Source organism: Pseudomonas sp. MF6751 (assembly GCF_016613265.1).
GTDB classification, from domain to species: Bacteria; Pseudomonadota; Gammaproteobacteria; order Pseudomonadales; family Pseudomonadaceae; genus Aquipseudomonas; species Aquipseudomonas fluorescens_BV.
In genome coordinates this window covers 17,164-42,456 of the sequence record NZ_JAENSV010000017.1, presented here as the reverse complement: position 1 = coordinate 42,456, position 25,293 = coordinate 17,164, and the positions used below count along the sequence as shown (strand labels likewise).

Below are 25,293 nucleotides of genomic sequence, written 5' to 3'. Positions count from 1 at the left end.
AGATTAGCGCCGAAATTCACATTTCCGTGAGATTTCCGACGCAATCCGCCGACTTTTTACCATTTACTGCTTAGCCGCGAAACTCGCCGCGACCGTTGTACTTGGCCTTACCTGCCAATTGCTCTTCGATGCGCAGCAATTGGTTGTACTTGGAGACGCGATCGGAACGGCACAGGGAACCGGTCTTGATCTGGCCCGCCGAAGTACCCACGGCCAGGTCGGCAATGGTGGAATCTTCGGTTTCGCCGGAGCGATGGGAGATCACGGCGGTGTAGCCCGCGGCCTTGGCCATCTGGATGGCTTCCAGGGTTTCGGTCAGGGTGCCGATCTGGTTGAACTTGATCAGGATCGAGTTGGCGATCTTCTTGTCGATGCCTTCTTTCAGGATCTTGGTGTTGGTCACGAACAGGTCGTCACCCACCAGCTGGATTTTTTCGCCGATCTTGTCGGTGAGGATTTTCCAGCCATCCCAGTCGGACTCGTCCAGGCCGTCTTCGATCGAGATGATCGGGTAGCGCTGGGTCAGGCCCTTGAGGTATTCAGCGAAGCCTTCGGAGTCGAACACCTGGCCTTCGCCGGACAGGTTGTACTTGCCGTCTTCATAGAATTCGCTGGCGGCGCAGTCCAGGGCCAGGGTCACGTCGGTGCCCAGCGTGTAGCCAGCGTTGGCCACTGCTTCGGAGATGACTTTCAGTGCATCTTCGTTGGAGGCCAGGTTCGGCGCGAAACCACCTTCGTCACCCACGGCAGTGCTCAGGCCACGGGCCTTCAGTACAGCCTTGAGGTGATGGAAAATCTCGGTGCCCATGCGCAGGCCTTCGGAGAAGGACTTGGCGCCCACTGGCTGCACCATGAATTCCTGGATGTCGACGTTGTTATCCGCGTGCTCGCCACCGTTGATGATGTTCATCATCGGCACCGGCATCGAGTAGACGCCCGGAGTGCCATTCAGGTTGGCAATGTGTGCGTACAACGGCAGGTCCTGATCCTGGGCTGCTGCCTTGGCGGCGGCCAGGGATACCGCGAGGATGGCGTTGGCGCCGAGGCTGCCTTTGTTTTCAGTGCCGTCGAGCTTGATCATCGCGTGGTCCAGGGCTTTCTGGTCCAGCGGGTCCTTGCCCAGCAACAGGTCACGAATCGGACCGTTGATGTTGGCTACAGCCTTGAGTACACCCTTGCCCAGGTAACGGCTCTTGTCGCCATCACGCAGTTCCAGCGCTTCGCGCGAACCGGTGGAGGCACCGGACGGCGCGCAGGCGCTGCCGATGATGCCGTTATCGAGAAGCACGTCGGCTTCGACGGTGGGGTTGCCACGGGAGTCGAGAACTTCACGACCTTTGATGTCGACGATTTTTGCCATTGTTGTAAACACTCCAAAGTTGACGAAAACGACGCAGCTGAAGGAAATCTTTTGACCGACCGCAAGGGTGGAACAACGGGGCAGGCTTGCAGACGACAAGGCTCAGGCCCGGGGGCCTGAGCGTAAAGCGTGGGAAATTCTACCGGAGAAATGCCAGTTACGCGGTCTCTACCGTCGGAAAACTCTTGACCAGCTCGTCCAACTGCTTGAGTTGGGCCAGGAATGGCTCCAGCTTGTCCAGGCGCAGGGCGCATGGGCCATCACATTTGGCGTTGTCCGGGTCCGGGTGAGCTTCAAGGAACAGGCCCGCCAGGGACTGGCTCATGCCCGCCTTGGCCAGGTCCGTCACCTGGGCACGTCGCCCGCCAGCGGAGTCCGAGCGACCACCGGGCATTTGCAGCGCGTGGGTCACGTCGAAGAACACTGGGTATTCGAACTGTTTCATGATGCCGAAACCGAGCATGTCCACCACGAGGTTGTTGTAGCCGAAGCTCGAACCCCGCTCGCAGAGGATCAACTGGTCGTTACCCGCTTCCACGCATTTGCTCAGGATGTGTTTCATCTCCTGAGGAGCGAGGAACTGGGCTTTCTTGATGTTGATCACCGCGCCGGTCTTGGCCATGGCGACCACGAGGTCGGTCTGGCGCGACAGGAAAGCCGGCAACTGGATGATGTCGCACACCTCGGCGACCACGGCAGCCTGCTCAGGCTCGTGGACGTCGGTGATGATCGGCACGCCGAAGGCTTGCTTGATGTCCTGGAAGATCCGCATGCCTTCTTCAAGGCCCGGGCCGCGATAGGAGGTCACGGACGAACGGTTGGCCTTGTCGAAGCTGGCCTTGAAGACGTAAGGAATACCCAGCTTCTGGGTGACCCGCACGTACTCTTCACACACCTGCATCGCCATGTCGCGGCTTTCCAGCACGTTCATGCCGCCGAACAGCACCATGGGCTTGTCGTTGGCAATCTCGATGTCGCCTACGCGAATGATCTTCTGGGCCATCAGGTTTACGCCTTCTTCTGATGTTGCGTCAGTGCTGCTTTGACGAAACCACTGAACAACGGGTGACCGTCACGCGGTGTCGAGGTGAACTCCGGGTGGAACTGGCAAGCCACGAACCAAGGATGATCCGGTGCCTCGACCACTTCAACCAGCTTGCCATCACCGGAGCGGCCGGAGATTTTCAGGCCAGCTTCTTTGATCTGCGGCAGCAGGTTGTTGTTCACTTCGTAACGGTGGCGGTGACGCTCGACGATCACGTCCTTGCCGTAGCAGTCGTGTACCAGCGAGCCGGCTTCCAGCAGGCAATCCTGTGCACCCAGGCGCATGGTGCCGCCCAGGTCGGAAGTTTCGGTGCGGGTTTCAACGGCGCCGGTGGCATCTTCCCACTCGGTGATCAGGCCCACGACCGGATGGCCGCTGGTGTGATCGAACTCGGTGGAGTTGGCGTCTTTCCAGCCCAGCACGTTACGGGCGAACTCGATAACAGCCACTTGCATGCCCAGGCAGATACCCAGGTACGGCACCTTGTTTTCACGGGCGTACTGCACGGCAGTGATCTTGCCTTCCACGCCACGCAGGCCGAAACCGCCGGGAACGAGGATAGCGTCAACACCTTCGAGCAGCGCGGTGCCTTGGTTCTCGATGTCTTCGGAGTCGATGTAGCGCAGGTTGACCTTGGTACGGTTGCTGATACCGGCGTGGCTCATCGCTTCGATCAGCGACTTGTACGCGTCCAGCAGTTCCATGTACTTGCCGACCATGGCGATGGTGACTTCATGCTCAGGGTTGAGCTTGGCGTCGACAACCGCTTCCCACTCGGACAGGTCGGCGCCGCCGCACTGCAGGCCGAAACGCTCGACCACAAAATCATCCAGCCCCTGGGAATGCAGGATGCCCGGGATCTTGTAGATGGTGTCGGCGTCTTCCAGGGCAATCACCGCACGTTCTTCAACGTTGGTGAACTGCGCGATCTTGCGGCGCGAGGAAATGTCGATCGGGTGATCGGAGCGGCATACCAGCACATCCGGCTGCAGGCCGATGGAACGCAGTTCCTTGACCGAATGCTGGGTAGGCTTGGTTTTGGTTTCGCCGGCAGTGGCGATGTACGGCACCAGTGTCAGGTGCATCAGCATCGCGCGCTTGGCGCCGACTTCGAAACGCAACTGGCGGATGGCTTCGAGGAACGGTTGGGACTCGATGTCACCCACGGTGCCACCGATCTCGACCATCGCCACGTCGGCATCGCCTGCACCCTTGATGATGCGGCGCTTGATTTCGTCGGTGATGTGCGGGATCACCTGGATGGTTGCACCCAGGTAGTCACCACGGCGCTCTTTGCGCAGCACGTGCTCGTAGACACGGCCGGTGGTGAAGTTGTTGTTCTGGGTCATGGTCGTGCGGATGAACCGCTCGTAGTGGCCCAGGTCCAGGTCGGTCTCGGCGCCGTCGTGGGTGACGAACACTTCACCGTGCTGGAACGGGCTCATGGTGCCCGGGTCAACGTTGATGTACGGGTCCAGCTTGAGCATGGTGACCTTAAGTCCCCGCGCCTCCAGGATGGCCGCCAATGAAGCGGAGGCAATGCCTTTCCCCAATGAAGAAACAACACCGCCCGTGACGAATATGTAGCGCGTCATGAAAAACCCTAGAAGTCTGCGTTAAAGCGGTCCGAGCCGCCGGGGAAAGCGAAGGAAGGCCGAAGCCCCCGATCACCTGCATTAATCACAGTGCACCTTTCAAAAAAACCGCCGCGTTGTGACAGACCAGCAATGAAGCACCGGTACGTTGATCGCTACACATTTTTTGGAATCGCCCAGCAAAGACTGCTTGGTAATCGGCAACGACTGCGATTCAGGCGAATCCACAGAAGTTGTATCAAGAAGGGAGCGTAGTCTACCGGAAAGGCGCTATCAGCTCAAACCTTGATCGCAGGTCTGTGGCAACCAATCCAATTGCACCTCACCCACCGACCTGGACCATGCCCCCGCAACGCTTGGCACAGCCAGCAATTGCTCGCCCCGATAAACCAGCGGCAATCTGCCACGGGCGAAGCCCGGCATGCCGCTTTCATTCAGCAGACGCTTGAGATCCCGCCGGCCTCGGCCTGCTACGTCGATGATTTCGCCACCCTGGCGATAACGCACCTCCAACGGGCCTTCGGGGGCCTTGCCGATAAACCTCAGTTGACCATTGCCCGTTAACTTTAGTGGATCTTGCGGATCGGGCCAGCTCACCGATGCGTCGGAAAACTCCGACCATGTTGAGGGTAACCACCAGATGCGTTCACCGCTACGCTGCATTTGGCCGTCGGCCAGGCGCCACAGAGGCTGAGCGTCGCTCTTGGCATCGCGCAGGGCATACCAACCGGCCCAGTGGTCGCTGTCGGGTAAACGGGTCAGTGGCGTGAGCCAATGCCGCAGGGCGTTACGCTGGCGGGCACCGGATAGCTCGCGCAATGGTTCAAGCGCCAGGGACAGCAGAGGCAACCAGGGGAACGCAGAAGGCTGATCGGCGCGCTGCAGATCTATCAGCGCCAATTCGTCGAGCAGCCCTTGAGCCTCAGCCATGTGTTCAGCCGTGCGAGCCAGGTGGGTGATCGCCTGGGGCCAGCGCTCCGTCACGGTAGGGAGTACACGATGACGCAGGTAATTGCGGGAAAACCGTGGATCAACGTTGGAGGGGTCTTCGATCCACTGCAACTGATGCTGATGGGCATAGGCTTCCAGGTCGCTGCGGGAAAATGCCAGTAAGGGCCGCACCAAGTACCCCTGCGCCAAGGGGCGATGCTCAGGCATAGCCGCCAGCCCTCGTACACCGGCGCCACGCAGCAGGCGAAACAGCAGGGTTTCGGCTTGATCGTCGCGATGCTGGCCAGTGAAAAGCACCTCCCCCACCCCTAGGACCTGCATGAACGCTTGGTAGCGCGCCTCGCGGGCCGCACGTTCAAGGCTCGCACCCTGACTGACCTGCACGCGCATGACGCGCAAAGGTACGCCCAGGCTGTCGCAGACCGATTGGCAATGAGAGGGCCAAGCATCGGCAGCAGCTTGCAGGCCATGGTGGACATGGACGGCGCTGACAGGAGGCAGATTTTCGATTTTGGCCAATGAGGCCAGGAGGTGCAGCAGAACGGTGGAGTCGAGACCGCCGGAGAATGCGATATGCCAGGCCGGCGCGTTGCGCCAGTCGGCCAGGGTGTGCAGGAGTGTGGCCGGCAGGGTTGGTTTCATCACACGTCACCGCCGCAAAGCTTGAATACGTTCGTCAGCATACACAAAGCAAATGTGGGAGCCGGGCTTGCCTGCGATGCAGGCACCTCGGGGTATCAGTGATACCAAGGTGATGCTATCGCCGGCAAGCCAGCTCCCACACAAGCCGGCTCCCGCAATGGGTACAGCGTCGGCTTAGAGGCCGTAGCTCATCAGGCGCTCATAACGACGAGCCAGCAGCGCTTCGTTATCCAGCTTCTTGAGCATCGCCAGTTGCGACCCCAACTCGGCACGGATGGTCGCAGCGGCGGCAGCCGGGTCACGGTGAGCGCCGCCCAGTGGCTCGGCGATGACCTTGTCCACGATACCCAGGCCTTTGAGGCGATCGGCGGTAATGCCCATGGCTTCGGCAGCGTCCGGCGCCTTTTCGGCGGTTTTCCACAGGATCGAGGCACAACCTTCCGGCGAGATCACCGCGTAGGTCGAGTACTGCAACATGTTCAGTTGGTCGCAGACACCAATGGCCAGGGCACCGCCGGAACCACCTTCACCGATCACAGTGGCGATGATCGGGGTTTTCAGGCGCGCCATGACGCGCAGGTTCCAGGCAATCGCTTCGCTCTGGTTGCGCTCTTCGGCGTCGATACCCGGGTAGGCACCCGGCGTGTCGATGAAGGTCAGGATCGGCATCTTGAAGCGCTCGGCCATTTCCATCAGGCGGCACGCCTTGCGATAGCCTTCCGGGCGCGGCATACCGAAGTTGCGGCGTACTTTCTCGCGCACTTCACGGCCTTTCTGGTGACCGATCACCATCACCGGCTGGTCGTCCAGGCGAGCGATGCCGCCCACGATGGCTGCGTCGTCCGAGAAGTGACGGTCGCCGTGCAACTCGTCGAACTCGGTGAAGATGTGTTCGATGTAGTCCAGGGTGTAGGGACGGCGCGGGTGGCGAGCCAGGCGCGCGATCTGCCAGCTGGTCAGCTTGCCGAAGATGTCTTCGGTGAGCGTGCTGCTCTTGTCTTGCAGGCGAGCGATTTCATCACCGATGTTCAGCGAATTGTCATTGCCGACCAGGCGCAGCTCTTCGATCTTGGCTTGCAGGTCAGCGATCGGCTGTTCGAAATCAAGAAAATTCGGGTTCATAAGCGTCCGTCTTGGGTCGACGGCCAAGGGGTGCCTGGCCAGCCGGTTGTCTATTCGCGCCCTACCTTAAGGGAGAGGCGCGTTTAGGTCGAGATTAAATGTTTAGTCGAGATCAGATCTATCTGACCGTCAACGGTATTGGAGGAAGACGTTGTCTCGCCCGAACTGGTCACGCAAAGCTTGAATCAAGCCATCAGCGGGATCAATTCGCCACGTCTCACCAAACTGCAACATGGCCTTGGCATCGCTGCCGGTGTACTCCATGGTCACCGGGCATGCACCACGATGGCGTTTTAGCAGGTCACCCAACCAGCGTAGCTGATCGCCCTTAAGCGCTTCGGTCTTGACCTTCAGGCGCAGGCTTTCGGCCAGGTTGGTGCGGGCGTCTTCCATGCTCATCACGCGCTTGATGCGCAGGCGCAGGCCACCGGAGAAGTCATCATTGCTGACCTCCCCTTCCACCACCACCATGGCGTCGGTCTGCAACAGCGACTGAGCGGAATGAAACGCGTCGGCAAACAATGACGCTTCGATGCGGCCCGAGCGGTCATCGAGGGTGATGAAGCCCATCTTGTCGCCCTTCTTATTTTTCATCACCCGCAGGGCGATGATCATACCGGCGACGGTCTGGGTATCCCGCGCCGGTTTGAGGTCGATGATGCGCTGGCGGGCAAAACGGCGGATTTCGCCTTCGTACTCGTCAATCGGGTGGCCGGTGAGGTACAGGCCCAAGGTGTCTTTTTCACCCTTGAGGCGTTCCTTCAGAGTCAGCTCCTTGGCCTTGCGGTGGTTGGCGTAGACATCCGCATCTGCTTCGACGAACAGCCCGCCAAACAGGTCGGCGTGGCCGCTGTCATGGGTACGGGCGGTCTGTTCGGCGGCCTTGATCGCCTCTTCCATGGCGGTCAGCAGCACCGCCCGGTTACGATCGATATTGGCCTGGTAAGCCTTCGGCTCATCATGAAAATACGGGCCAAGACGGTCGAGTGCGCCGCTGCGGATCAGACCATCGAGGGTACGCTTGTTGATGCGTTTGAGGTCAACGCGTGCGCAAAAGTCGAACAGGTCCTTGAACGGCCCGTCCTGACGCGCTTCGGTAATGGCCTCGACCGGGCCTTCGCCCACGCCTTTGATCGCGCCGAGGCCATAGATGATGCGGCCTTCGTCGTTCACCGTGAACTTGAACTCCGAAGCGTTCACGTCCGGCGCGTCGAGGCGCAGCTTCATGGTGCGCACTTCCTCGATCAAGGTCACGACCTTGTCGGTGTTGTGCATATCCGCCGAGAGTACCGCCGCCATGAACGGTGCCGGGTAGTGGGCTTTCAGCCAGGCGGTCTGGTACGACACCAGGCCATAGGCGGCGGAGTGGGATTTGTTGAAGCCATAACCGGCGAACTTTTCTACCAGGTCGAAGATGTTACCGGCCAGGTCGGCATCGATGTTGTTGGTGGCGCAACCTTCAATGAAACCGCCGCGCTGCTTGGCCATTTCCTCGGGCTTTTTCTTACCCATGGCGCGACGCAGCATGTCCGCACCGCCGAGGGTGTAACCGGCCATCACTTGAGCGATCTGCATCACCTGTTCCTGGTACAGGATGATGCCGTAGGTCGGCGCCAGTACGGGCTTGAGGCCTTCATACTGATAGTCGGAATGCGGGTAAGCCAGCTCGGCCCGGCCGTGTTTACGGTTGATGAAGTCATCCACCATGCCCGATTGCAGCGGGCCCGGACGGAACAGGGCCACCAGTGCGATCAAGTCTTCCAGGCAGTCGGGCTTGAGCTTTTTGATCAGCTCCTTCATACCCCGGGATTCAAGCTGGAACACTGCGGTGGTTTCGGCTTTTTGCAGCAGGCTATAGGTCGGTTTGTCGTCCAGCGGGATAAACGCGATATCCAGCGGTTCTTCGCCGACCTTCGCACGGTCGCGGTTGATAGTCTTGAGTGCCCAGTCGATGATCGTCAGGGTCCGCAGGCCGAGGAAGTCGAACTTCACCAGGCCGGCGGCCTCCACGTCGTCCTTGTCGAACTGGGTGACCAGGCCGTCGCCTTCTTCATCGCAATAGATCGGCGAAAAGTCGGTGAGCTTGGTCGGCGCAATAACCACACCACCGGCGTGTTTACCGACGTTACGCACCACGCCTTCGAGCTTGCGCGCCATGTCCCAGATTTCGGCGGCTTCTTCATCGACCTTGATGAAGTCGCGCAGGATTTCTTCCTGCTCGTAGGCTTTTTCCAGGGTCATGCCGACTTCGAACGGGATCATCTTCGACAGGCGATCCGCCAAACCGTAGGACTTACCCTGCACCCGCGCCACGTCGCGGATTACCGCTTTGGCGGCCATGGAACCGAAGGTGATGATCTGACTTACTGCGTTGCGGCCGTATTTCTCGGCCACGTATTCAATGACGCGGTCACGACCATCCATGCAGAAGTCGACGTCGAAGTCGGGCATGGATACCCGTTCCGGGTTCAGGAAACGTTCGAACAGCAGGTCATATTCCAGCGGGTCGAGGTCGGTAATCTTCTGTACGTAAGCCACCAGCGAGCCAGCACCTGACCCCCGGCCCGGACCTACCGGCACGCCGTTGTTTTTGGCCCACTGGATAAAGTCCATTACGATCAGGAAGTAACCGGGAAACCCCATCTGGATGATGATATCCAGCTCGAAATTCAACCGATCGACATACACCTGGCGCTTGGCTTCGTAGTCCTCGGTGGTGTCCTTGGGCAGCAGGACGCTGAGGCGTTCCTCCAGGCCATCGAACGACACTTTGCGAAAGTATTCGTCGATGGTCATGCCATCGGGAATCGGGAAGTTGGGCAAAAAGTGCTTGCCCAGCTTCACTTCAATATTGCAGCGCTTGGCGATCTCGACGGAGTTTTCCAGGGCCTCGGGCAAGTCGCTGAACAGCTCCGCCATTTCCTCGGCGCTTTTGAGGTACTGCTCTTCGCTGTAGTTCTTCGAGCGGCGCGGGTCGTCCAGGGCCCGGCCTTCGCCGATGCACACGCGGGTCTCGTGGGCTTCGAAATCTTCTTTCTTGATAAAGCGCACATCATTGGTCGCCACCAGCGGCGCACCCAGCTTATCGGCCAGGGCTACGGCAGCGTGCAGATGCTCTTCATCGTTGGGGCGGTTGGTGCGCTGGACTTCCAGGTAGAACCGGCCTGGGAACACCTGCATCCACTCACGCGCCAGCACTTCGGCTTCCTGAGGGTTGCCGCCCAGCAGCGCGATACCGATTTCGCCCTCTTTGGCCGCCGAGAGCATGATCAGGCCTTCGCTGGCTTCGGCCACCCACTCGCGCTCGATGATGATCGAGCCGTTGCGCTGACCATCGATAAAGCCACGGGAGATCAGTTCGGTGAGGTTGCGATAACCCACGCCGTTCATCGCCAGCAGGCTGATGCGGCTCAGGGGGTTATCCGGGTCTTTGTTGGACAGCCACAGATCGGCGCCGCAGATCGGCTTGATGCCGGCGCCCATGGCGTTCTTGTAGAACTTGACCAGGGAACACATGTTGTTCTGGTCGGTAACCGCAACCGCAGGCATGTTCATGCCCACCAGGGTTTTGACCAGCGGTTTGATCCGTACCAGGCCGTCGACCAGGGAGTACTCAGTGTGCAGGCGTAGATGAACGAATGAAGCCGGCATAATGATCCTGTCTTGATACATGAAAACAACAAGGCCCGGATTGTACCGGGCCTGGGTAAAAACATCAGCCTTGCTGCTATACCTCGATCAGATTTTCACGGGCCTCATAAGCCTGGCGCACCGGGGCAAACGAGCGGCGATGGATCGGGGTGGGGCCGAGCCGAGCCAGAGCTTCCAGATGAACGGGCGTCGGGTAGCCTTTATGGCCACCAATGCCGTAACCGGGATAGATCAATTCGAACGCGGCCATTTCACGGTCGCGGCTGACCTTGGCCAGGATCGAGGCGGCGGCAATGGCGGGAACCTTGCTATCGCCCTTGACCACCGCTTCGGACGGCATTGTCAGTTTGGGGCAGCGGTTACCGTCGATCATCGCCATTTTCGGGGTGATGTGCAGCCCTTCCACAGCGCGCTGCATCGCCAGCATGGTGGCGTGCAGGATATTCAGCTCGTCGATTTCTTCGACTTCAGCCCGGGCGATATGCCAGCTCAAGGCTTTCTCACAGATCTCGTCATAGAGCTTTTCGCGACGGGCTTCGGTGAGCTTCTTCGAATCGTTGAGCCCCAGGATCGGGCGGTTCGGATCAAGGATCACCGCCGCCGTGACCACTGCGCCACACAGCGGGCCGCGCCCGACTTCGTCAACACCCGCTACCAGTTCGTGGGCTTGGGCAACGAGGCTGAAATCCAGGCCCATTTGCATGGTCATAAGGCTTCCTGTTTATGGCCGATCAGGGTCAACACGGCGTCGGCCGCCTGGTTCGAGGCATCACGGCGTAACGTGCGGTGAATATCGTCGAAACCACGGGTCTGCTCTTCGCCGCCGTCAATCAAGGGTAGTAGGGTTTGCGCAAGCGCTTCGGGCGTTGCATCGTCCTGCAACAACTCCGGCACCAGCAGGCGCTGGGCCAGCAGGTTGGGCAAGGAAATGTAAGGGCTCTTGACCATGCGCTTGAGGATCCAGAAGGTCAGTGGCGCCAGGCGATAGGCCACGACCATCGGCCGCTTGTACAGCAAGGCCTCAAGCGTGGCAGTGCCCGAGGCGATCAACACCGCATCGCAGGCTGCCAGGGCCAGGTGGGACTGGCCATCGAGCAGGGTCAACGGCAGGTTGCGGCCTTCCAGCAGGGTTTCGATCTGTGCACGACGTTGTGGACTGGCGCAAGGCAGCACAAAGCGGATTCCCGGCTTTTGCGCCTGAAGACGTTCGGCAGCATCAAAAAACAACGCACCCAAGCGCCCCACCTCACCGCCACGACTGCCCGGCATCAACGCCACCAACGGGCCATCGGGCAAGCCCAGCTCGGCGCGCGCAGCCGCACGATCAGCCTGCAAGGGAATGGCGTCAGCCAGGGTGTGACCGACAAACCGCACCGGCACGCCCTTCTCCTCGTAGAACCGGGCTTCGAATGGAAGCAAGGTCAACATCAGGTCGCAGCCTTCGCGGATTTTCAATACACGCTTCTGGCGCCACGCCCACACGGATGGGCTGACGTAGTGCACGGTCTTGATCCCGGCCTGGCGCAACTTGAGTTCGATATTGAGCGTGAAGTCCGGCGCATCGATGCCGATAAAGACGTCAGGTTTTTCTTCGATCAGCGTCTTGATCAGCAGCTTGCGGCGAGCCAGCAGCTCACGCAGGCGCCCCAAGACTTCCACCAGCCCCATGACCGACAGGCGTTCCATCGGAAAGTAGGAGGTCAGGCCTTCGGCCTGCATCAACGGGCCACCGACCCCGATAAACTCCACTGCCGGATGCTGGGCCTTGAGCGCCCGCATCAAACCAGCACCCAGGATATCGCCGGAAGCTTCACCGGCCACGAGCGCAATACGCAGAGTGGCCATGATCAGCGGGTGATGCCGCGAGTCGAGGTCTGGATAGAATCACGGAATACAGCGACTTCCGGGAACTGCGTGGCAGGCTCGGCCAACTCGGCCAGGGCCTGCTCCACGGTCAACCCTTGGCGGTAAACCGTCTTGTAGGCACGGCGCAGGGCGTGGATGGCTTCTTCGCTGAAACCACGACGACGCATGCCTTCAAAATTCATGCTGCGGGCTTCGGCAGGATTGCCGAACACCGTCACGAATGCCGGGACATCCTTGCCGATGGCGGTGCCCATACCGGAAAAGCTGTGGGCGCCGATATGGCAGTATTGATGTACCAGGGTGAAGCCGGAAAGGATCGCCCAGTCATCAACGTGCACATGGCCTGCCAACGCAGTGTTGTTGACCAGGATGCAATGATTGCCGATCACGCTGTCATGGCCGATGTGCGCATAGGCCATGACCAGGTTGTGATCACCCAAGGTGGTTTCGGCGCGATCCTGCACGGTGCCACGGTGAATGGTGACGCCTTCACGGATAATATTGTGGTCACCGATTACCAGGCGTGTTTCTTCACCCTTGTACTTCATGTCCGGGGTGTCTTCGCCTACCGAGGAAAACTGGTAGATGCGATTGTGTTTGCCAATACGGGTCGGACCCTTGAGGATCACGTGCGGCCCGATGACAGTCCCCTCGCCGATTTCCACACCTGCGCCGACGATCGACCAAGGGCCGACCTCAACGTCGGCGGCCAGTACGGCCGACGGATCGATGATTGCGCGAGGGTCAATCAAACTCATAGTTTGCGTTCCGCACAGATGATCTCGGCAGAGCACACCGGCTTGCCATCTACCGAAGCCTGGCATTCGAACTTCCAGATCTGGCGTTTGCAACTGATGAACTTGGCTTCCAGGATCAACTGGTCACCCGGGGTGACCGGGTTGCGAAAACGCAGCTTGTCCGAACCCACGAAATAGTAAAGCGTGCCGTCAGCAGGCTTGAGGTCGAGCATTTTGAAACCAAGGATACCGGCAGCCTGGGCCATGGCTTCGATGATCAACACACCTGGCATGATTGGATGCGCAGGAAAGTGACCATTGAAGAATGGTTCGTTGATGCTGACATTCTTGTAGGCACGAATGCGCTTTTCCTCGACATTGAGGTCCACTACGCGGTCCACCAGCAGGAACGGGTAACGGTGAGGCAGGTATTCGCGAATCTCGTTGATGTCCATCATTTCGGGGGGAAGCCTGTAATAAAGATTGGGGGCGGGCGCACCAGGCGCACGCCCCGCTAGCAAATCAAGGAGGCCGTCTAGCGGCTGCGCACACTTGATATGGAAATGGTATCAGCCTTCTGATGAAGCATTACCGCCAGGGGTCACGTCCCCGACACGCTTTTCAAGCTGTTTGATACGTCGTGCCATGTCGTCGATCTTCCTCAAACGCGCGGCACTCTTGCGCCATTCGGCCGCAGGTTGCATCGCGGTACCGGACGAGTAGGCCCCTGGCTCTGTGATCGAGTGGGTCACCATGGTCATGCCGGTGATGAAGACGTTGTCGCAAATATCGATATGCCCCACCAGCCCTACGCCACCGGCGAGCATGCAATGCTTGCCGATCTTGGTGCTGCCGGAAATACCCACGCAGGCCGCCATGGCGGTGTGATCACCAATCTGCACGTTGTGGGCGATCTGGATCTGATTATCGAGCTTCACACCGTTGCCGATCACGGTATCAGCCAAGGCCCCGCGATCCACGGCGGTGTTCACGCCGATCTCCACATCATCGCCGATCAATACGCCACCGACCTGGGCGATCTTGTGCCAGATGCCCTTGGCATTGGCAAAGCCGAAGCCTTCACCGCCGATCACGGCGCCCGACTGGATGACCACACGCTGACCAATACGCACATCGTGGTAGAGGGTCACGCGGGGGGCCAGCCAACCATCGGCACCAATTTCACAGCGTGCACCGATAAAGCAGTGGGCACCCACGGTGACACCAGCACCAATACGCGCCCCGCTTTCGATCACGGCGAATGCACCGATGCTGGCGGCAGGATCAACCTGGGCATCATCGGCGATCACGGCAGACGGGTGAATACCGCCGGCCGCCTTCGGCTTGGGATCGAACAGGTGCGACGCCTTGGCGTACGACAGGTACGGGTCGGCCACCACCAGCGCATCCCCGGTAAACCCTTCGGCGTCGGCGGCCTTCAGCAACACGGCTGCGGCCTGGCAGTCGACCAGGTATTTACGGTATTGAGGATTTGCGAGGAAGCTCAACTGAGCTGGGCCAGCCTCCTGCAAGGTGGCTAGCCCAGTGATTTCTTTCTCCTTGGAGCCACGCAAGGTGGCCCCAAGGAACTCGGCCAACTCGCCGAGCTTGATAGTCGCTGTCATGGTTTACTTCAGCTGGTTCATGCGCTCGATCACCTGGCGGGTGATGTCGTATTGAGGCTTGACGTCGATCACGGCGCCACGCTCGAACACCAGGTCAAAGGCACCCTTCTTGATGACTTCTTCCACAGCGCTGTCCAATTTCGGCTTGAGCTGCTTGAGCATTTCGCGGTCGGCCACAGCCTTGGCTTCGTTCAGCTCCTTGGATTGGAACTGGTAGTCACGGGCCTTTTGCTTGAATTCAAGCTCCAGACGCTCGCGCTCGCCTTGCTGCATCTTGTCGCCACCGGCTACAAGGCGGTCCTGGATACCCTTGGCGCTGCTTTCCAGCGTCTTGAGCTTGGTCAGTTGCGGACCGAATTTCTTCTCGGCATCCACGGCGTATCGCTTGGCCGCATCGGACTCCAGCAGGGCCATCTGATAGTTCAGGACCGCGATTTTCATTTCGGCGAAGGCCGGGGTGGTGACCAGCACAGTGGCCAGCAAGACCAATTGAGTCAACTTACGCACGATGTACTCCTACAGAATCCGTTGTCGTTATCTTAGGTCAGACGCTTAGAACGTCTGGCCGAGGGAGAATTGGAAAATCTGGGTTTCAGCGTTATCCGGTTTCTTGATCGGCATGGCCAGAGCAAAGCTCAACGGGCCCAGCGCAGTCACCCAGGTCACACCCACGCCAACAGAGCTCGCCAGGTTGCTGAGGCTCACGTCGTTGCATTGAGTATTGGACTTCAAACCACTTGGGTTTTTGATCTGTTCGCACTTGGAGTCGAACACGTTACCCACGTCCCAGAAGACCGAAGTACGCAGGGAACGCTGGTCCTTGACGAACGGCAGCGGGAACAGAATCTCCGCACCACCCTGGATCAGCACGTTACCACCGAATGGCAGCGGGTCGTTGTCCGAGTCAGCGACAGTGCCCTGGTTACCGGTCTGAGCAAAACCGCGGCTCGGCGTACCACGCGGCCCCAGAGTGCTGTCCTTGAAGCCACGTACCGAGTTGAAACCACCTGCATAGTAGTTTTCATAGAACGGCAAGCCATTGGTCGAACCATAGCCGTCGCCATAGCCCAACTCTGTGTGCAGGCGCATGGTGTAGTTATCGCTCAACGGCTGGAACAACTGGCCGCGGTAGTCGAGCTTGAAGAACGACAGGTCGCTGCCCGGCGTAGTGACTTCCGCGGTCAGGCTCTGGGAGTGGCCGCGGGTTGCCAGTACACCTTTGTTCAGGGTCGACTCGGACCAACCGGCAGACGCCTTGAAGTTCAGGAACTTGTCGCCTTCACGACGGGTGAAGTCGAAGATTTCGTCCACGGTGTACACACCGGTCTTGATCTCATCCTGCTGGGCTGTGAGGCCGAAGGTCAGGCGCGAGGTCTCGCTGATCGGGTAACCCACGTTGACACCGGCGCCCAGGCTGTCGATCGCATAGCTTGCAACGTCAACATCGAGGTCTTTGTAGTCGGTGGTGCGATAGAAGGCGTTGTAGCCCAGGCTCACACCGTCTGCAGTCCAGTAGGGGTCGGTGTAGCCGAAGTTGTATCGGCTCTGGTATTCGCTGCGGGTCAGACCGATGGACACACGGTTACCGGTACCCAGGAAGTTGTTCTGCGTGATGGAACCACCCAGGATCAAACCGGCACTCTGGGCGAAACCGACGCTGGCGGTGATCGAACCCGAAGCTTGTTCTTCAACGGCGTAGTTCACGTCAACCTGGTCATCCACACCCGGTACGGCCGGGGTTTCGACGTTGACTTCCTTGAAGAAACCCAGGCGTTCAAGACGGGTCTTGGACTGGTCGATCAGGTAAGTCGAAGCCCAGCCACCTTCCATCTGACGCATTTCACGACGCAGCACTTCGTCCGCAGACTTGGTGTTGCCACGGAAGTTGATACGATTGACGTAGGCACGCTTGCCAGGATCGACGACGAAGGTGATGTCCACGGTGTGGTCTTCATCATTCGGGGTCGGCACGCCGTTGACGTTGGCGAAGGTATAGCCTTCGTTACCCAGGCGGCGGGTGATCAGTTCGGAGGTGGTGGTCATCAGCTTGCGCGAGAACACCTGGTCCTTCTGCACGAGCAACAGGGACTTGACCTGGTCTTCAGGCACTTTCAGGTCGCCGCTGAGCTTGACGTCACGAACCTTGTACTTCTCGCCTTCGTTGACGTTGACGGTGATGTAGACGTGCTTCTTGTCCGGGGTGATGGACACCTGGGTCGAAGCGATGTCCATGTTGATGTAGCCACGGTCCAGATAGTAGGAGCGCAGGCGTTCCAGGTCACCGGAGAGCTTTTCACGGGCGTACTTGTCATCGTTCTTGAAGAATGACAACCAGTTGGTGGTCTTGAGTTCGAACAGGTCAATCAGGTCGTCATCGGCGAACTTGGTGTTGCCCACCACGTTGATGTGCTGGATGGCGGCCACGGTGCCTTCGTTGATGTTGACCTTCAGGCCCACACGGTTACGAGGCTGGGGGATCACTTCGGTTTCCACGGTCGCGGAGTAGCGGCCCTGGGCAACGTACTGGCGTTGCAGTTCGTTACGCACACCCTCAAGGGTCGCGCGCTGGAAGATCTCGCCCTCGGCCAGGCCCGATTGCTTAAGGCCCTTCATCAGGTCCTCAGTGGAGATGGCCTTGTTACCTTCGATCGCGATACTGGCGACGGAAGGTCGCTCGACGACCGTGATGACCAGGACGTTGCCTTCGCGACCCAGTTGGATATCTTGAAAGAACCCGGTTTTGAACAGCGCACGAGTGGATTCCACCAGGCGACGATCATCCGCCTGTTCCCCGACGTTCAACGGCAAGGCACCAAAGACGCTACCCGCGGAGACCCGCTGGAGGCCATTGACGCGAATATCGGAGATGGTGAAGGACTCGGCGTGAACTTCGGCGATCATCAATACGGTGAGAACCGCAGTTAGCAGCAGACGTTTCATGAAGTCCTTTCTTATTCCAACTGGCAATAAACAAACTGCCGCAAAATGCGGCAGATTCGCAATTCAGCGAAGCGTTACAGACGTCCCAGATCGTTGACCAGGGCTAACAACATCACCCCGACCACCAAACTGATACCAATCTGTATCCCCCAACCCTGCACCCGATCCGACAAGGGGCGACCACGCACCCACTCGACCAGATAAAACAGCAGATGCCCCCCATCCAATACTGGAATGGGCAGCAAATTCAGAACCCCAAGGCTAATACTCAGATAAGCCAGGAAATTCAGGAAATCCGCGACACCCGACTGGGCAGAAGCGCCCGCCACTTTAGCAATGGTTATCGGTCCACTCAAGTTTTTTACCGAGAGCTCACCGAACAACATTTTCTTGAGGGATTCGAGGGTCAGCACGCTCATGGTCCAGGTGCGTTTCGCGCCCTCTGCAATCGCTGCCAAAGGCCCGTAGCTGACCTCTCGCACCATCGATGGCGGCCATTCGACACCTTTGACCCCGGCCCCCAGGTAACCCCCGGCCGCCTTGGCTTCGCCTCGCACCGACAGGGTCACGGGGACGTCGATTTGAGCACCCTCGCGCTCAACTTTCAGCACAATTTTGGTATCAGGGCGCACACGCACCAGATCGACCACCTGCTGCCAGTCACCCAGCGCCTGGCCGTCAAGGGCCAACAGGCGATCACCGGTTTTCAGGCCAGCAGCCTGGGCCGGCCCCTTTGGATCCAGCTCGGCCAGCACCGGCGGCAAGGCCGGACGCCAAGGGCGGATCCCCAGGGATTTGATTGGATCGGGCTCATCGGCGCCCTTGAGCCAATGGTCCAGCGCCAATGCCCGCGGGGTTTCGGCGCTGGAGTCCTGGTCACGCACTACCACATTGACGGTGCCGCTTTCACCCAGGCGACGCACCAACTGCAAATTGACCGCGCCCCACCCTGTGGTGGGTTCGCCATCAATGGATACAATTTCCTGCCCAGCCGTCAGGCCGGCCTTGGCTGCAATGCTGTCGGCTTCGACCGCACCAATGACCGGGCGCACCTGCTGGCTGCCCAGCATGGCCAAGACCCAGAAGAACACCATCGCCAACAGGAAGTTGGCAATCGGCCCCGCCGCAACAATCGCAATACGCTGACGAACGGTCTTGCGATTGAAGGATTGGTCCAGTTGGTCTGCAGGCACTTCGCCTTCGCGCTCATCGAGCATCTTGACGTAGCCGCCCAACGGGATAGCAGCAATGACAAACTCAGTGCCGCGGCGATCATGCCAGCGCAACAACGGCATGCCGAAACCGACGGAAAAGCGCAATACCTTGACGCCGCAACGACGCGCCACCCAGAAGTGGCCGAATTCGTGGAAGGTCACCAACACACCCAGAGCAACCAGGGTGCCGACAATCATGTAGAGCGCACTCATCTAATTTCTCCGCATTTCAATCCAATGCCTGAAGACTCAAACCTGCCCGCGGCCTAACCCGCATTGCGATCCAACCATTGCCCGGCCAGGGCTCGGGCCTTGGTGTCGGCCTCGAACACCGCCTCCAGGTCATTCACTGCCACTACCGGCTCAAGCGCCAGGACGTCCTCGATGATACTCGCGATCTGCGGAAAGCGGATGCGCCGCTCAAGAAACGCCGCCACGGCCACTTCGTTGGCCGCGTTAAGCATCGCCGGGGCACTGTTACCCGCCTCGGCCGCTTGCCGCGCCAGGCGCAAACAAGGGAAACGCTGCTCGTCCGGAGCTTCGAAGTCCAGGCGCGCGATTGCAAACAAGTCCAACGGTGCTACGCCGGAATCAATCCGCTCAGGCCACGCCAAGGCGTTGGCGATCGGTGTGCGCATGTCCGGGTTACCCAATTGCGCCAACACCGAACCATCCACGTAATCGACCAGGGAATGGATCACACTTTGTGGGTGAATGACCACCTCAACCTGGTCAGGCCGCGCATCGAACAGCCAGCATGCCTCGATCAACTCCAGGCCCTTGTTCATCATGCTCGCCGAATCCACGGAGATTTTGCGCCCCATGGACCAGTTCGGGTGAGCGCATGCCTGATCGGGAGACACATGGTCCAGCTCGGCCGACGGAGTCTGGCGGAATGGGCCACCCGATGCCGTCAGCAGAATCCGGCGCACGCCGACCTGGCTCAAGCCGCGGGCAAAATCACCGGGCATGCACTGGAAGATGGCGTTGTGCTCGCTGTCCAGAGGCAGCAGCACCGCGCCGCTCTTACGCACCGCTTGCATAAAGAGTGCGCCGGACATGACCAAGGCTTCTTTGTTGGCCAGCAAGATTTTCTTGCCAGCATCGACTGCCGCCAAGGTCGGGCGCAAACCTGCCGCACCGACAATCGCCGCCACTACGGTATCCACGTCCGCATCGGCCGAGACCTGGCACAACCCTGCCTCGCCGACCAATACCTGAGTGGCCAGCCCGGCAGCCCGCAGATCATCCTGCAGACTGCGAGCCGCAGCAGCTTCCGGCACCACGGCAAAGCGCGGCGAGTGACGCACGCACAAGGCCAGCAACTCGCGCAAACGCGTGAAGCCGGTCAGGGCGAAAACCTGATAGCGATCGGGGTGACGCGCAATGACATCAAGGGTACTGAGCCCGACCGAGCCGGTCGCGCCCAGCACCGTAACCTGCTGCAGGCGGCTCACGAAGCGATCATCCACAACAGCACGGCAAAAATAGGCAGCGCAGCGGTGAGGCTGTCGATACGGTCAAGCACACCGCCATGGCCTGGCAGCAGGTTACTGCTGTCCTTGATGCCCGCCTGACGTTTGAACATGCTCTCGGTAAGGTCGCCCACCACCGAGATGAAGACGACGATAGCCGTCCCCAGCAAGGCCAGGAGCACTTCCTTTACCGACCAGTCACGCACCACACCGACCACCAGGGTGATCAGCAGCGTCAAGGCCAGGCCGCCGTATACGCCTTCCCAGCTCTTGCCGGGGCTTACGGCCGGGGCCAGCTTGCGCTTGCCAAAGGTTCTACCCGAGAAGTAGGCACCAATGTCGGCGCCCCATACCAACACCATCACAGCCAGGATCAATTCGTTGCCCAGCGGGTAACGCTTGATCTCCACCAGCCCTTGCCAGGCCGGCAAGAGGATCGCCAGGCCAATCACCAGCTTGCAGGCCACGCTGGACCATTGGCCACTGGTGCGCGGATAGGTGAGCACCAGGTAAGTCGCCAACGCCCACCACAACACTGCAGCTCCCAGCACCCAGGGCGCGATGTCCGGCAGGATGTACATGAAGAACAACAACAGCGCGACCAAGGCGGCATAGGCCACACGCGGCAACTGGTTGACGAAGCCTGCCAGGCGCGCCCACTCCCACGCACCAAGGGTCACAACCAGGCCGATGAACAGCGCAAAGCCGGAACCGTCGAGCAGGAAAAAACCGCACAAGGCAATCGGCAGCAGGATCAGCGCCGTGATGATTCGTTGTTTAAGCATTTAAACCCGGGCTCCAGCTTCGATCTGCTCGCTCGTTTTACCGAAGCGACGCTGACGGGAAGCGAAATCAGCCAGTGCATTACGCATGGCATCGTGTTTGAAGTCCGGCCAGAACAGGTCGGAGAAGTACAGCTCGGTGTAGGCCAGCTGCCACAGCAGGAAATTGCTGATGCGATGCTCGCCACCGGTACGAATGCACAAGTCCGGCAACGGCAGGTCGCCGGTCACCAGGCAGGTTTGCAACAGTTGGGGCGTGATGTCGTCCGGGCGCAGATGACCGGCCTGCACTTCGCGGGCCAGCCGCTGCGCAGCCTGGGCAATATCCCACTGGCCACCGTAGTTGGCTGCGATCTGCAACACAAAACGGTTACTACCGGCAGTGATGGCCTCAGCTTCGCGCATGGCAGCTTGCAGCTCCGGATGGAACCGCGAGCGATCACCGATGATACGCAGACTGATGTTGTTGTCGTTGAGGCGCTTGGCCTCACGACGCAGAGCCTTGAAGAAAAGGTCCATCAAGGCACTGACTTCATCGGCAGGTCGCTGCCAGTTCTCACTTGAGAACGCGAACAAGGTCAATACTTCGACCTTGGCCTCGGCGCACACCTCAATCACCGCCCTTACCGCGTCAACACCCGCTTTATGCCCGGCAACACCCGGCATAAAGCGTTTTTTCGCCCAGCGATTATTCCCATCCATGATGATCGCGACATGGCGCGGCACCACGGAGGGCACAGTCTGCTTGGTCTTTTCCATGAAGGCGTCCTGACCCCTTATACGGCCATCAGGTCCTTTTCTTTTTCTTCGGTCGCCTTGGTGATCTGGGCTTCGGCGTCCTTGGTCAGCTTGTCGATATCAGCGACGGCGCGGCGTTCTTCGTCTTCGCTGATTTCCTTGTCCTTGACCAGCTTCTTCAGGTCGCCCAGCGCATCGCGGCGGATGTTACGCACGGCAACGCGCGCATCCTCAGCAGCACTGCGCGCCTGCTTGGTGAAGCCCTTGCGGGTTTCTTCGGTCAGGGCTGGCATGGAGATCAGCAGCAACTCGCCCAGGTTGGTCGGGTTGAGGTTCAGGCCGGCACTCTGGATAGCCTTGTCGACGGCGGCGAGCATGTTGCGCTCGAAGGCAACAACTTGCAGGGTACGCGAATCCTTCACGGTCACGTTGGCCACACCGCTCAGCGGGGTGTCGGAACCGTAGTAAGGCACCATCACGCTGCCCAGGATGCTTGGGTGCGCCTTGCCAGTACGGATCTGGCCAAAGGCGTGGCTCAAGGATTCCAGGGATTTCTGCATACGCGACTGGGCGTCTTTCTTGATTTCGTTGATCATTGTTGGCCTTCCTCGATCAGAGTCCCTTCTGCGCCGCCGTGTACGATATTCAGCAGGGCGCCGGGCTTGTTCATGTTAAATACGCGCAGCGGCATCTTGTGGTCGCGGCACAGGCAGATAGCGGTCAGGTCCATGACGCCCAGCTTGCGATCCAGTACTTCATCGTAGGTCAGATGATCGAACTTCTCGGCATGCGGGTCTTTGAATGGGTCTGCAGTGTATACGCCATCCACCTTGGTCGCCTTCAACACCACGTCGGCATCGATTTCGATAGCACGCAGGCATGCGGCCGAGTCGGTAGTGAAGAACGGGTTACCTGTGCCAGCAGCAAAGATCACCACTTCCTTGGAGTTCAGGTGGCGCATGGCTTTGCGGCGATCATAGTGATCGGTCACGCCAACCATGGAAATTGCCGACATCACGATGGCCGAGATGTTGGCGCGCTCCAGGGCGTCGCGCATGGCGAGGGCGTTCATCACAGTGGCCAGCATGCCCATGTGGTCGCCCGTAACCCGGTCCATACCGGCCGCACTCAGTGCCGCACCGCGGAACAGGTTGCCACCACCAATCACCAGGCCGACCTGCACGCCGATACCGACCAACTGGCCAACTTCCAGCGCCATGCGGTCAAGCACCTTGGGGTCGATCCCGAACTCTTCCGAGCCCATCAGGGCCTCGCCGCTGAGCTTGAGTAGAATGCGTTTATAGCGAGCCTGATAACCACTGCCCTGCTGAGCCATTGCGAATCTCTCCTGCGGCGTATTTTTTAAAAATTCTTGGCGAGCCGTTTACGGCTTGCGTTCACTCTAGCTGGACGCTGTCACAGCGCCATCGGAACACGGCTTTGTAAGCCAGTTCCGAGAGGAAACCAAATAAAATTGGCCTTCCCATTTGAAAAGAGGCTGCGCGCGTGAGCGGGCAGCCTCTTTCGGCGACAGGTTGGAACTGTCTTATTGCTTGGCGGCAGCCAGCTGGGCAGCAACTTCTTCAGCGAAGTTGTCGACCGGCTTCTCGATGCCTTCGCCTACTTTGAAGTAAGTGAAGGAAACGATTTCAGCACCGGCTTTCTTGGCCAGTTCGCCAACCTTGATTTCAGGGTTCTTGACGAACGCCTGCTCAACCAGGCTTGCTTCGGCCAGGAACTTGCTGATACGGCCTTTGACCATGTTCTCAACAATGTTTTCTGGCTTGCCTTTGATTTTTTCTTCGTTCAGCTGCAGGAACACAGCTTTTTCACGCTCGATCGCTTCGGCCGAAACTTCCGAAGGCAGCAGGAACTCAGGGTTGCTTGCAGCAACGTGCATCGCGATGTCTTTGGCCAGCTCAACGTCGCCGCCTTTCAGAACAACTGCAACACCGATTTTGTTGCCGTGCAGGTAGCCACCAACCACATCACCTTCAACGCGAACCAGGCGGCGGATGTTGACGTTTTCGCCAACCTTGCCGACCAGTACCAGACGAGCTGCTTCTTGAGCTTCGATCAGAGGCTCAACAGTGGTCAGCTTGTCAGCGAAAGCTTTTTCGACGCTGGAAGCAACGAATGCCTTGAAGTCATCCTGCAGAGCCAGGAAGTCGGTCTGGGAGTTCACTTCCAGCAGAACGGCAGATTTGCCGTCTTCTTTCAGAGCGATAGCGCCTTCAGCAGCCACGTTGCCTGCTTTCTTGGCAGCCTTGATGGCGCCGGAAGCACGCATGTCATCAATGGCTTTTTCGATGTCGCCGCCGGCCTTGGTCAAGGCCTTTTTGCAATCCATCATGCCTTCGCCGGTACGCTCACGCAGTTCTTTAACCAACGCTGCAGTAATCTCTGCCATTTCAAAATCCTCTTGGATAGGTTTTCAACCATTCCACCCGATCAAACGGGCGATCAATTCTTCCCGAATCTCCGTTGTAGGCCGCTGCACGTTACAAATAATGTAGCTGCGCTGCCGACAAATGGTTTTCGAGGTGGCAAAAAGGGGGCCAAGCCCCCTTTTTGCTTACTGAGTCAACGCCAGGGCGTCAATTACTCAGCGGCAGCTACCGGAGCTTCTTCAACGAACTGCTCGGTACCACCAGCAACGTGGTTGCGACCACGGATTACAGCGTCAGCCATCGAACCCATGTACAGCTGGATAGCGCGGATTGCGTCATCGTTGCCTGGGATGATGTAGTCAACGCCTTCCGGACTGCTGTTGGTATCGACTACGCCGATAACCGGGATGCCCAGCTTGTTGGCTTCGGTGATCGCGATGCGCTCGTGATCAACGTCGATAACGAACAGCGCGTCAGGCAGACCGCCCATGTCCTTGATACCACCCAGGGAACGATCGAGCTTTTCCAGGTCACGGGAGCGCATCAGCGCTTCTTTCTTGGTCAGCTTGGCGAAAGTACCGTCTTCGGCTTGCACTTCAAGGTCACGCAGACGCTTGATGGAAGCACGGATGGTTTTGAAGTTGGTCAGCATGCCGCCCAACCAGCGGTGATCGACGTACGGCGAACCGCAACGTGCTGCTTCTTCAGCAACGATCTTGCCAGCGGAACGCTTGGTGCCGACGAACAGGATCTTGTTTTTGCCCTGGGCCAGACGCTCTACGAAAGTCAGCGCTTCGTTGAACATTGGCAGGGTTTTTTCAAGGTTGATAATGTGAATCTTGTTACGCGCGCCGAAAATGTACTTACCCATTTTCGGGTTCCAGTAACGGGTCTGGTGACCGAAGTGCACACCGGCCTTCAGCATATCGCGCATGTTGACTTGGGACATGATAGTTCCTTAATAAGTCGGGTTTGGCCTCCACGTATCCCAATGACCAACCAGCGGCATCAAGGCCTCCGGCACCCAGGTCATCGTGTCGACACGTGTGTGGATTTAAGCTTTGCGGGGTATCCCCGGAAAGCGGCGCATTTTATACCACAGCATCGGCAAAAACGAAACCCGCAATCACACTTGCCGGTCGTCGTCTTTGCGTAAGCCC

The 25,293-nt window shown here is 59.1% G+C and carries 21 protein-coding genes; all 21 read right to left on the bottom strand.

The window, feature by feature from the left end; translation table 11 throughout:
• Positions 1–70: 70 nt before the first annotated feature.
• The 21 genes from eno to rpsB all read right to left on the bottom strand — a co-directional run bounded on the left by eno (position 71) and on the right by rpsB (position 25,082).
• A complete protein-coding gene (eno, locus tag JJD66_RS15715) occupies positions 71–1,360 on the bottom strand; it encodes a phosphopyruvate hydratase (protein ID WP_054897992.1) in 1,290 nt (429 codons plus the stop codon).
• A 157-nt stretch (positions 1,361–1,517) separates the two neighbouring features.
• Positions 1,518–2,363 (bottom strand): 3-deoxy-8-phosphooctulonate synthase, encoded by an 846-nt coding sequence (gene kdsA / locus JJD66_RS15710; protein WP_003189190.1) that lies wholly within the window; start codon positions 2,361–2,363, stop codon positions 1,518–1,520.
• 5 nt (positions 2,364–2,368) lie between these two features.
• Complete coding sequence (locus JJD66_RS15705) at positions 2,369–4,000, bottom strand: CTP synthase (RefSeq protein ID WP_034126838.1); 1,632 nt, start codon at positions 3,998–4,000, stop codon at positions 2,369–2,371.
• A 273-nt stretch (positions 4,001–4,273) separates the two neighbouring features.
• The gene (gene tilS / locus JJD66_RS15700; protein ID WP_200648542.1) at positions 4,274–5,593 is read right to left on the bottom strand and encodes a tRNA lysidine(34) synthetase TilS; all 1,320 of its coding nucleotides are present in this window, start codon (positions 5,591–5,593) and stop codon (positions 4,274–4,276) included.
• Between the two features lie 174 nt (positions 5,594–5,767).
• Positions 5,768–6,715 (bottom strand): acetyl-CoA carboxylase carboxyltransferase subunit alpha, encoded by a 948-nt coding sequence (locus tag JJD66_RS15695; protein WP_003189182.1) that lies wholly within the window; start codon positions 6,713–6,715, stop codon positions 5,768–5,770.
• 129 nt (positions 6,716–6,844) lie between these two features.
• Entirely contained in the window at positions 6,845–10,366 is a 3,522-nt protein-coding gene (dnaE, locus tag JJD66_RS15690; RefSeq protein ID WP_200648541.1) for a DNA polymerase III subunit alpha, read from the bottom strand.
• Positions 10,367–10,442: 76 nt separating this feature from the next.
• Positions 10,443–11,069, bottom strand: a complete 627-nt coding sequence (gene rnhB / locus JJD66_RS15685) for a ribonuclease HII (protein ID WP_198714779.1) — start codon at positions 11,067–11,069, stop codon at positions 10,443–10,445.
• Between the two features lie 2 nt (positions 11,070–11,071).
• On the bottom strand, positions 11,072–12,211 hold the full coding sequence (gene lpxB, locus JJD66_RS15680) for a lipid-A-disaccharide synthase (RefSeq protein WP_034126836.1): 1,140 nt from the start codon (positions 12,209–12,211) through the stop codon (positions 11,072–11,074).
• A gap of 2 nt (positions 12,212–12,213) precedes the next feature.
• Positions 12,214–12,990 carry an acyl-ACP--UDP-N-acetylglucosamine O-acyltransferase gene (lpxA, locus tag JJD66_RS15675; protein WP_032893181.1) on the bottom strand — a complete coding sequence of 259 codons (777 nt, stop codon included), beginning with the start codon at positions 12,988–12,990 and terminating at the stop codon, positions 12,214–12,216.
• Entirely contained in the window at positions 12,987–13,427 is a 441-nt protein-coding gene (fabZ, locus tag JJD66_RS15670) for a 3-hydroxyacyl-ACP dehydratase FabZ (protein WP_003172281.1), read from the bottom strand. The genes lpxA and fabZ overlap by 4 nt, the downstream gene beginning before the upstream one ends.
• Positions 13,428–13,538: 111 nt before the next feature.
• Positions 13,539–14,594, bottom strand: coding sequence for a UDP-3-O-(3-hydroxymyristoyl)glucosamine N-acyltransferase (gene lpxD / locus JJD66_RS15665; RefSeq protein ID WP_073522652.1), 1,056 nt, complete (start codon positions 14,592–14,594; stop codon positions 13,539–13,541).
• A 3-nt stretch (positions 14,595–14,597) separates the two neighbouring features.
• A complete protein-coding gene (locus JJD66_RS15660; RefSeq protein WP_003189173.1) occupies positions 14,598–15,101 on the bottom strand; it encodes an OmpH family outer membrane protein in 504 nt (167 codons plus the stop codon).
• 45 nt (positions 15,102–15,146) lie between these two features.
• Positions 15,147–17,534 (bottom strand): outer membrane protein assembly factor BamA, encoded by a 2,388-nt coding sequence (bamA, locus tag JJD66_RS15655; protein ID WP_198714771.1) that lies wholly within the window; start codon positions 17,532–17,534, stop codon positions 15,147–15,149.
• Positions 17,535–17,608: 74 nt separating this feature from the next.
• Positions 17,609–18,961 (bottom strand): sigma E protease regulator RseP, encoded by a 1,353-nt coding sequence (gene rseP, locus JJD66_RS15650; RefSeq protein ID WP_105226020.1) that lies wholly within the window; start codon positions 18,959–18,961, stop codon positions 17,609–17,611.
• 53 nt (positions 18,962–19,014) lie between these two features.
• Positions 19,015–20,205, bottom strand: coding sequence for a 1-deoxy-D-xylulose-5-phosphate reductoisomerase (ispC, locus tag JJD66_RS15645; protein ID WP_198714773.1), 1,191 nt, complete (start codon positions 20,203–20,205; stop codon positions 19,015–19,017).
• The gene (locus JJD66_RS15640; protein ID WP_198714774.1) at positions 20,202–21,008 is read right to left on the bottom strand and encodes a phosphatidate cytidylyltransferase; all 807 of its coding nucleotides are present in this window, start codon (positions 21,006–21,008) and stop codon (positions 20,202–20,204) included. The genes ispC and JJD66_RS15640 overlap by 4 nt, the downstream gene beginning before the upstream one ends.
• Positions 21,009–21,764 (bottom strand): polyprenyl diphosphate synthase, encoded by a 756-nt coding sequence (gene uppS, locus JJD66_RS15635; protein ID WP_105226017.1) that lies wholly within the window; start codon positions 21,762–21,764, stop codon positions 21,009–21,011.
• 17 nt (positions 21,765–21,781) lie between these two features.
• Positions 21,782–22,339 carry a ribosome recycling factor gene (frr, locus tag JJD66_RS15630; RefSeq protein WP_200648540.1) on the bottom strand — a complete coding sequence of 186 codons (558 nt, stop codon included), beginning with the start codon at positions 22,337–22,339 and terminating at the stop codon, positions 21,782–21,784.
• Entirely contained in the window at positions 22,336–23,079 is a 744-nt protein-coding gene (gene pyrH, locus JJD66_RS15625) for a UMP kinase (RefSeq protein ID WP_003189161.1), read from the bottom strand. Before pyrH ends, frr begins: the two co-directional genes overlap by 4 nt.
• Positions 23,080–23,289: 210 nt before the next feature.
• Positions 23,290–24,153, bottom strand: coding sequence for a translation elongation factor Ts (gene tsf, locus JJD66_RS15620; RefSeq protein ID WP_054899096.1), 864 nt, complete (start codon positions 24,151–24,153; stop codon positions 23,290–23,292).
• Positions 24,154–24,344: 191 nt separating this feature from the next.
• Positions 24,345–25,082 (bottom strand): 30S ribosomal protein S2, encoded by a 738-nt coding sequence (gene rpsB, locus JJD66_RS15615; RefSeq protein WP_003189158.1) that lies wholly within the window; start codon positions 25,080–25,082, stop codon positions 24,345–24,347.
• Positions 25,083–25,293: the final 211 nt, after the last annotated feature.

What these genes read in the sequence shown, in the direction of transcription:
- bamA (WP_198714771.1), bottom strand. Translation starts at nt 17,534, where the DNA reads ATGAAACGTCTGCTGCTAACTGCGGTTCTCACCGTATTGATGATCGCC.
- lpxD (WP_073522652.1), bottom strand. Translation starts at nt 14,594, where the DNA reads ATGACAGCGACTATCAAGCTCGGCGAGTTGGCCGAGTTCCTTGGGGCC.
- JJD66_RS15640 (WP_198714774.1), bottom strand. Translation starts at nt 21,008, where the DNA reads ATGCTTAAACAACGAATCATCACGGCGCTGATCCTGCTGCCGATTGCC.
- fabZ (WP_003172281.1), bottom strand. Translation starts at nt 13,427, where the DNA reads ATGATGGACATCAACGAGATTCGCGAATACCTGCCTCACCGTTACCCG.
- rseP (WP_105226020.1), bottom strand. Translation starts at nt 18,961, where the DNA reads ATGAGTGCGCTCTACATGATTGTCGGCACCCTGGTTGCTCTGGGTGTG.
- rnhB (WP_198714779.1), bottom strand. Translation starts at nt 11,069, where the DNA reads ATGCAAATGGGCCTGGATTTCAGCCTCGTTGCCCAAGCCCACGAACTG.
- frr (WP_200648540.1), bottom strand. Translation starts at nt 22,339, where the DNA reads ATGATCAACGAAATCAAGAAAGACGCCCAGTCGCGTATGCAGAAATCC.
- dnaE (WP_200648541.1), bottom strand. Translation starts at nt 10,366, where the DNA reads ATGCCGGCTTCATTCGTTCATCTACGCCTGCACACTGAGTACTCCCTG.
- JJD66_RS15695 (WP_003189182.1), bottom strand. Translation starts at nt 6,715, where the DNA reads ATGAACCCGAATTTTCTTGATTTCGAACAGCCGATCGCTGACCTGCAA.
- tsf (WP_054899096.1), bottom strand. Translation starts at nt 24,153, where the DNA reads ATGGCAGAGATTACTGCAGCGTTGGTTAAAGAACTGCGTGAGCGTACC.
- pyrH (WP_003189161.1), bottom strand. Translation starts at nt 23,079, where the DNA reads ATGGCTCAGCAGGGCAGTGGTTATCAGGCTCGCTATAAACGCATTCTA.
- JJD66_RS15705 (WP_034126838.1), bottom strand. Translation starts at nt 4,000, where the DNA reads ATGACGCGCTACATATTCGTCACGGGCGGTGTTGTTTCTTCATTGGGG.
- eno (WP_054897992.1), bottom strand. Translation starts at nt 1,360, where the DNA reads ATGGCAAAAATCGTCGACATCAAAGGTCGTGAAGTTCTCGACTCCCGT.
- kdsA (WP_003189190.1), bottom strand. Translation starts at nt 2,363, where the DNA reads ATGGCCCAGAAGATCATTCGCGTAGGCGACATCGAGATTGCCAACGAC.
- tilS (WP_200648542.1), bottom strand. Translation starts at nt 5,593, where the DNA reads ATGAAACCAACCCTGCCGGCCACACTCCTGCACACCCTGGCCGACTGG.
- uppS (WP_105226017.1), bottom strand. Translation starts at nt 21,764, where the DNA reads ATGGAAAAGACCAAGCAGACTGTGCCCTCCGTGGTGCCGCGCCATGTC.
- lpxA (WP_032893181.1), bottom strand. Translation starts at nt 12,990, where the DNA reads ATGAGTTTGATTGACCCTCGCGCAATCATCGATCCGTCGGCCGTACTG.
- lpxB (WP_034126836.1), bottom strand. Translation starts at nt 12,211, where the DNA reads ATGGCCACTCTGCGTATTGCGCTCGTGGCCGGTGAAGCTTCCGGCGAT.
- rpsB (WP_003189158.1), bottom strand. Translation starts at nt 25,082, where the DNA reads ATGTCCCAAGTCAACATGCGCGATATGCTGAAGGCCGGTGTGCACTTC.